We start from the raw sequence: 1,773 nt of genomic DNA on the forward strand, positions 1-1,773 counted from the left end.
GCCCCGGGTGTTCGACTGTCGGTCCTCGACGAACGGTGCCCCACGCGCCTCGGGCGGCGTCACCGTCATCGCGGACCTCGTGCACTACGGCACGCCGACGTGGCTCGACGGCTCGTTCGCGGACCCCCGCTACCCGGAGGTCATCGCCGAGTTCGCCGGGGCCTTCGCCGCCCGGTACGCCGGCGTGGTCGACCACGTCACCCCGCTCAACGAACCGATCACCACCGCGTCGTTCGCGGGCCTCCGCGGCGTCTGGCCACCGGGCCTTGCAGGGTGGGCCGGATGGACGGCCGTGGTCCTCGCGATCGCCGACGGCATCCAGCGGAGCGTCCGCGCCGTCCGCGCCGCGAACCCCCGCGCGGTGGTCGTGCACGTCGAGGCCAGCACCCTCGTCGAGTCCGGGGACGGCGAGTCAGCGACCGAGGAGGAAGCGGCGCTGATCACCCTCCTCGGCACCGTACCGACCGACCTCGTCCTCGGGCACGTCGTCCCGGGCCACCCGGCGCACGACTGGCTGCTGGCCCACGGAGCGACCGAGGCGGCGTTGGGGGAGCTCGTCACCGGGGCGGTCGCGATCGACCTGCTCGGCGTGAACTACTACCCGGACCTGACGCCACGGCGACTCGTCACCGGGTCGGGCGGAACGGTCCAGCACACGCACGACCGCTGGGTGGACGGACTCACCGAGGCCCTCGGACGCTTCGCCGACCGGTACCGACTGCCGATGCTCGTGACCGAGACGTCGATCGAGGGCGAGGACGACCTGCGCTCGGCCTGGGTCCGTGACGCCGGTGGTGCCGTCCGCGCCCTGGCGGCGAGCGGGATGGACGTCCGCGGGTTCACGTGGTGGCCCCTGTTCGACTTCGTGGACTGGTCGTACGCCGCCGGGGGGCGGAACGTCGAGGAGTTCGAACTGGCCGCCGAGGTCGTGGTCGGCCGGGCCGCGAGCGATCGCACCGCGCCCTACCTGCGGCGGATGGGACTCGTCCGGCTCGAGGAGGGGGCGGACGGCGTCCTCCGCCGGGTCCGGACCGCCGCCGCGGATGCCTTCCGGGCGAGCGCCGAGGCCGTGACGACGTCGTCCCGGGAGCCGTCGAGCGGTCACACGGACCAGGACACGGCGACGGTCGTCACCTGACCACGCGAGCGGTCGTCGCCCGCGGCACATCGACCCTGACGCCCCGACGTCACCGCCACCCGGCCAGCTCCCGCGCGAGCGTCGACCGGGCTCGCACGAGCATGCCACGCACCGTCGAGACCGGCAGGCCGACCGCGGCGGCGACCTCGCGGTACGGCAGCTCGTCGAGGTGCCGGAGCTCCCAGCACCGGCGCTGCACGGCCGGCATCGTGGCGAGGACGGCGCTCGCCGCGTCCGCCAGCGACGACCGCTCGGCGACCCCGGTCGGGGCGTGGTCCTCGGTCGCCGGCGTCGACTCGTCGACCCACCGGATCGCCGACGACCCGCCCCGACGCAGCCGGTCGTAGCTCCGTCGCCGCGCGGTCGTCACCAACCACGCGCCGATCGCCTCCGGGTCGACGATCGACTCCAGGTGCGTCCACGCCGCGAGGAACGTCTCCTGCACGACGTCGGGATCCGGCCCGCTGCGACGCAACCGACCTGCCCACGCCGGGTCTTGTCGCCGAGGTTCTTCAGGAAGAGGGCCGACATCGTCCCGGTGAAGCCGATCTGGAGTTCGCCGATCTCTCCCTCGGAGACCGTAACCAGCCGGCAGCCCCCGAATGAAATCCGCTTCCAGATCGCTGCGACGTCCT

At 73.6% G+C, this 1,773-nt stretch carries 2 protein-coding genes; one reads left to right on the forward strand and one right to left on the reverse strand.

Going from position 1 to position 1,773, the window contains the following annotated elements; all coding sequences use genetic code 11:
- Positions 1 to 1,138 (forward strand): family 1 glycosylhydrolase (locus I5E_RS13185; RefSeq protein ID WP_148286969.1); only part of this gene is annotated, 1,138 nt, incomplete at its 5' end.
- A gap of 49 nt (positions 1,139 to 1,187) precedes the next feature.
- Here I5E_RS13185 and I5E_RS13190 read toward each other — a convergent pair.
- Positions 1,188 to 1,613: an RNA polymerase sigma factor gene (locus tag I5E_RS13190; protein WP_261974939.1), complete on the reverse strand. Its 426-nt coding sequence runs from the start codon at positions 1,611 to 1,613 to the stop codon at positions 1,188 to 1,190.
- Between the last annotated feature and the right edge of the window lie 160 nt (positions 1,614 to 1,773).

The sequence above is a fragment of the Curtobacterium sp. B18 genome (assembly GCF_000333375.1).
Lineage (GTDB): Bacteria > Actinomycetota > Actinomycetes > Actinomycetales > Microbacteriaceae > Curtobacterium.